Here is a 5,258-nt window from a genome sequence, read left to right as displayed (position 1 = left end):
TGGTCGCAGCCATCAACGAGTGGCTGTGACCAGCACTTTCACAACAGACCCTAGGCCAGCCGCCGATGTTCTGCCCCACCGTCACGGCCAAGAGGGCCGCCGATCCCGCGCCGACCATCAGGACCGCCCCTCGGCGGGTGATGGTGGGCAGTGCGGGCCGAGGTGACGCCAGACCGGTAGGGTCCGGTTGGCCCGCAGCGGCCGCCTGGCCCGGACCGGCTACCGGGTCCGGAGGATCCCGGTGACGAACTCGAACCCGGCTCCTCCCACCAGCAGCAGGAGGGACAGCCGTTCCAGTGCGTGACCGACCGAGCGGACCGGTGGCCACGCGAACAGTTTGGGAATCACCGACCACAGCTTGGCGAGCAGGACCGGGACCAGCACGATCCCGAGCGTGACATGGACTCCTTGGTTGAGCCGGTAGGCCCAGTACGGCGAGGTGGGCCAGGTGAACAGGTAGAACCCGAGCAGTCCCTTGCCGGGGGTCTGGTCGTTGACCGGGTCCAGGTCGGGGTTGTAGGCCGCGTAGGACAGCAGTCCGGTCACGAACAGGACGCTGATCCCGAACAGCAGGACCAGACCGAGCACGGCCGTCAGCCACGGCCCCCCGCAGGGGGCTGAGCCAAAAGTCCGGCCGGGACGGGCCCGGTGGCGGGCCGGCGTCCAGCAGCAGGCGCATACGCGCGGGAACGCGTACCTTCTTCTGCCGCCCGTCGGACGGGCGTTCATGGAGCCCGGCCGATCCACGTGTCGGCCCGCCGCTCGGACGGCGCCCGGCGGGCGCGGCAGCAGGCCCCGGCTTCGCCTCCTCGTGCGGTTCGCAGGGCGGCTGGGCGTCGCGCCACGCTCATCCTGCCTACGACGCCGCCGATCGGCGCTGTGTGATGGGCCGTGGTGGACCCGGGTCAACTCTCCCGGGCTAAAGGGACAGAGGATGTGGGGGCGTCGCGGCATCCGGGTGCCACCGGCTCCCGTGTGACCGAAGTCTTACGTCCAGGCGTGGGACACTCCCCCGATGCCCGGCACTGCGTAGCGTCCGGGGCATGCGCGTACTCGTCACCGGAGGGGCCGGGTTCATCGGCTCCCACATCGTCACCGCCCTCAACGACCGCGGGCACGACCCCGTCGTGCTCGACGCCCTGCTGCCCGCCGCCCACCCCGACACCCCACCGCTGCCCGACGCGGAGTTCGTCCGAGCCGACGTTCGGGACGCCGACGCGGTACGGACGGCATTGCGCGGGGTGGACGCGGTATGCCACCAGGCGGCGATGGTCGGCCTCGGGAAGGACTTCACCGACGCGCCCGCGTACGTCGGCTGCAACGACCTGGGGACAGCGGTGCTGCTGGCGGAGATGGCGGCCGCCGGGGTCCGCGCGCTCGTGCTCGCCGGCTCGATGGTGGTCTACGGAGAGGGCCGCTACACCTGTGAGCGGCACGGAACGGTCCGGCCCGGCCCGCGGCTGACCGAGGCGCTCAGGGCGGGCAGTTTCGAGCCCCGATGTCCCGACTGCGGCGCCGAGCTGGCTCCGGGCCTGGTCGGCGAGGACGCGCCGACCGATCCGCGGAACGTCTACGCGACGACGAAGCTGGCCCAGGAGCACCTCGCGGCGGCCTGGGCCCGCTGCGTCGAAGGGCGCGCGGTCTCGCTGCGCTACCACAACGTGTACGGGCCGGGCATGCCCCGCGACACCCCCTATGCCGGGGTGGCCTCGTACTTCCGCTCCGCACTGGCCCGGGGCGAAGCCCCCCGGGTCTTCGAGGACGGCGCGCAGCGGAGGGACTTCGTCCATGTGAGGGACGTGGCCTCGGCGAACGTCGTGGCCCTGGAGACCGCCAGGGGCACGGCCTCCGGGATGCTGACCGCCTACAACACCGGCAGCGGCGAACCGCATACGGTCGGCGAGATGGCGTCGGCTCTCGCCTTGGCGTACGGCGGTCCCGCGCCGGTGGTGACCGGCGAGTTCCGCCTGGGCGACGTACGGCACATCACCGCCGACTCCGCCAGGCTGCGCGAAGAACTGGGCTGGCGTCCGGAGGTCGGCTTCGGCGACGGGATGGTCGAGTTCGCCCGGTCAGGTCAGCGGGCCTCGGCGGGCGCCGTCGGCTGAGGTCTGACGCGAATCCCGACGGGGACACGGGGTGGGCCGGTCGATGGCGTCATCGGCCGGCCCGCACGCGGTTGCGGTCCGATGTGCGCGCGGGCTCGACCAATCCGGCCGGAGGGGCTTTCGCGGGGCGGGAGGGGCGGTTCGAAGCGGACCCGCGGGCAAGAGCTGTGGACGTCGGTGTGTCCGGAGTGGGCTTCGGCGATGCCTCTGACGACGGCCAGTCCCCGCCCCGCGCCCGAGGCCAGGGTTCACGGCTGCGACCCCGCCAGCCGGTCCCCAGGGAGACACCGTGCCGCGCCACCAGGACCGCGCGCCTGTCGCCGCGCGGTGCGCTGTCCGCGTTTCGTAAGGTCTTCGGGCGCCCTTCTGCCCCTTCCTGTTCCTACGGTGTGGAGGGTGACTCCTTCTGCTCGTCCGCCCCGCGCGGACCTCGTACTCCCCTGCCTCGACGAGGCCGAGGCGCTGCCCTGGGTATTGGCGCGGGTGCCGTCCGGCTGGCGGGCCATCGTGGTCGACAACGGCTCCACCGACGGCTCGGCGGACATCGCCCGCTCTCTCGGCGCCACCGTCGTACACGAGGCCCGGCGCGGTTTCGGCGCCGCCTGCCACACCGGACTGCTCGCCGCCCGCGCCGAGCTCGTCTGCTTCTGCGACTGCGACGCTTCCATGGACCCCGGCCTGCTCGCTCCCATGGCCGCACGGGTCGCCGCCGGCGAGGTCGACCTGCTGCTCGGCCGCCGCCGTCCCCAGGGGCGCGGCGCCTGGCCCGCCCACGCGCGGGCAGGGAACATCGCCCTGGCCCGGATGCTGCGCCGCCGCACCGGGTTGCGGCTGCACGACCTCGGCCCGATGCGGGTGGCGCGCCGCGAGGCGCTGCTCGGCCTGGAGTTGACCGACCGGCGCAGCGGATACCCGCTCCAGATGGTCGTGCACGCCGCCGACGCGGGCTGGCGGGTGGCCGAGACGGACATCCCCTACCTGCCACGTTCCGGGAAGTCCAAGGTCACCGGGACCTGGCGGGGCACCTTGAACGCCGTCCGCGACATGCGCCGCGTCCTGGCCGAGCCACCCGTTGACCGGCCCGCTCCGGCCGAGGGGATCTCCGCATGAGCACCCTGCTCGTCATCGCCAAGGCCCCCGTCCCCGGGCGGGTGAAAACGCGTCTGACCCCGCAGTTCACCCCGCAGCAGGCCGCGGACCTGGCGGGCGCCGCACTGCAGGACACCCTCGCCGCTGTCCTGGCCGCGCCTGCCCGCCGGCGCGTCCTGGTCCTCGACGGGCAGCCGGGGCCCTGGGTCCCTGCCGGCATCGAGGTCGTCCCCCAGTGCGCGGGCGGCCTGGACGTCCGGCTGGCCGCCGCATTCGCCCTGGCCGAAGGACCGGCCCTGCTGATCGGCATGGACACCCCGCAGGTCACCCCCGGCCTCCTCGCGCTCGGGCTCGACTTCACCGAGGCGGACGCATGGTTCGGGCCCGCCGAGGACGGCGGGTTCTGGGCGCTCGGCCTGGCCGAACCCGACCCGGCCCTCCTGCTCGGAGTCCCCATGTCCGTGGCTCACACCGGGAGGGTCCAGAGGCAGCGGCTGTCCGACGCGGGGTTGGCCGTGCACGATCTGCCCGAACTCTGCGACGTGGACACCCCGGCCGATGCGGAGCGGGTCGCCGCGGCCGCACCGCGGACCCGCTTCGCCGCAATGCACTCCGGCCTGTGCGCGGTGACACGATGACCGCACAGCTCACCGAGCCCGCCGCGCGTGCCTGGCAGGCCGACCCGTACGCCGACGCCCTGCGCGCCGGCCAGGGCCCGCTGTACCTCCGGCGTCACGACGGCTGGCTGCTCCCCCTCGAAGTCGAGCGGTGGTGCGCCGAGCCCGACGCGGCCGACGACACCGTGCTGTCCCGATGTACCGGTCACGTCCTCGACATCGGCTGCGGACCGGGCCGCCTGGTCGCCGCGCTCGCCGGACGCGGACACACCTCACTGGGTGTGGACGTCACCCCGGAGGCGGTGGCCCGTACCGTCCGGGCCGGCGGCAGCGCCCTGTGCCGGTCCGTCTTCGCCCCGCTTCCCCGGGAGGGCGGTTGGGGCACGGTCCTGCTCATGGACGGCAACATCGGCATCGGCGGCGACCCCGGCGCTCTGCTGCGCCGGGCCACCGAATTGACCGCGCCCGGCGGCTCCCTCCTCGTGGAAGTGGCGGCCGCGGACATCGACGAACGCGTCGAGGTCTACGTCGAGGACGGCACCGGCGGCCGCGGGGCCTGCTTCTGGTGGGCCCGGCTGGGCACCCGCGCCCTGTGCTCCGAGGCGAAGGCCGCGGGCTGGACCCCGTACGACACCTGGCAGGCGGCCGGCCGGCACTTCGTGCACCTGACCCACTGACAGGCACGCCACAGAGAACCGCCCGGGTGAAGTCCGCGCAGTGCGGATTCCACCCGGGCGGTTCTCCGTCGTGAGACGCATCGTGAGGTGCGTCGTGAGGCGCGTCGTCAGGCCCGGCGGCCAATCCGGCGTGTCAGGGCACGCAGGGCTGCGTGTGCGGCGGTGAACAGTGCGACGGCCCCCATGGCCAGCAGCCAGTTGCGCAGGTAGTCGAGAGGCAGCACGGTCGCGTTGGCCACCCCGTCGGGGCGCAGGAGCGGGGGAAGCGCGATCGCGGTCAGGGAGCCCGCGACGATCAGAGCCGCACGCGGCACCCCGCGCAGGCGCAGGCCCGCGGCGGCGCTCAGGGCGGCGATGGCGAGCACGAGCGGCGCGACGAAGCCGTCGTGCGCCAGCACCACCGCCCCCAGCCACACGGCGATCCGCCACGGCTCGGGCTGCCGCAGCAGCAGCCATCCGCCCCAGGCCGCGCACACCAGCCCGACTGCGCCCGTCACGTATCGGAAACCCATCACGCGACCTCCAGCCGGCCGACCCACTTGGTCTGGAGCACACCGGGCCGGTTCGGAGCGATGATCCGCGCTGGATAGCCGTGGTCGAGGGACAGCACCTCACCGTTCAGACGCAACGCCAGCAGGGTGAGCGGGTCCTGGGCGTAGAGCCGACCCATCTCTGTCTGTAAGCACTTCTTTGGGCTCCAGGGTGGGAACGTGAAGTGGCTCCACGGGGTGTAAGAAGTTGATTTGGCTCCACCCGCTCCTGGTACG

5 protein-coding genes and 2 pseudogenes are annotated in these 5,258 nt (G+C 73.3%); 4 read left to right on the top strand and 3 right to left on the bottom strand.

Annotation, left to right across the window (positions count from 1 at the left end):
• Positions 1–679, bottom strand: a pseudogene (locus ACFWP3_RS41460) (hypothetical protein); the annotation flags it as partial.
• Positions 680–1,043: 364 nt separating this feature from the next.
• On the opposite strand from ACFWP3_RS41460, the gene ACFWP3_RS41455 reads away from it, so the two are divergent.
• The 4 genes from ACFWP3_RS41455 (at position 1,044) to ACFWP3_RS41440 (ending at position 4,491) form a co-directional block, all read left to right on the top strand.
• The gene (locus ACFWP3_RS41455; protein ID WP_384232093.1) at positions 1,044–2,108 is read left to right on the top strand and encodes an NAD-dependent epimerase/dehydratase family protein; all 1,065 of its coding nucleotides are present in this window, start codon (positions 1,044–1,046) and stop codon (positions 2,106–2,108) included.
• Between the two features lie 396 nt (positions 2,109–2,504).
• A complete protein-coding gene (locus ACFWP3_RS41450; RefSeq protein WP_384232091.1) occupies positions 2,505–3,218 on the top strand; it encodes a glycosyltransferase family 2 protein in 714 nt (237 codons plus the stop codon).
• Complete coding sequence (locus ACFWP3_RS41445; protein ID WP_384232090.1) at positions 3,215–3,835, top strand: DUF2064 domain-containing protein; 621 nt, start codon at positions 3,215–3,217, stop codon at positions 3,833–3,835. Before ACFWP3_RS41450 ends, ACFWP3_RS41445 begins: the two co-directional genes overlap by 4 nt.
• Complete coding sequence (locus ACFWP3_RS41440) at positions 3,832–4,491, top strand: class I SAM-dependent methyltransferase (protein ID WP_384232088.1); 660 nt, start codon at positions 3,832–3,834, stop codon at positions 4,489–4,491. The genes ACFWP3_RS41445 and ACFWP3_RS41440 overlap by 4 nt, the downstream gene beginning before the upstream one ends.
• Positions 4,492–4,598: 107 nt before the next feature.
• Here ACFWP3_RS41440 and ACFWP3_RS41435 read toward each other — a convergent pair whose 3' ends face one another.
• Positions 4,599–5,003, bottom strand: coding sequence for a hypothetical protein (locus ACFWP3_RS41435; protein ID WP_384232086.1), 405 nt, complete (start codon positions 5,001–5,003; stop codon positions 4,599–4,601).
• A pseudogene (locus ACFWP3_RS41430) lies at positions 5,003–5,167 on the bottom strand (molybdopterin-dependent oxidoreductase); the annotation flags it as partial. The gene ACFWP3_RS41435 and the pseudogene ACFWP3_RS41430, both read right to left, overlap by 1 nt.
• Positions 5,168–5,258: the final 91 nt, after the last annotated feature.

This window comes from Streptomyces sp. NPDC058525 (assembly GCF_042719495.1).
Classification (GTDB): domain Bacteria; phylum Actinomycetota; class Actinomycetes; order Streptomycetales; family Streptomycetaceae; genus Streptomyces.
The sequence above is the reverse complement of the archived record's forward strand: the minus strand, read 5'-3'. Positions and strand labels throughout refer to the sequence as shown.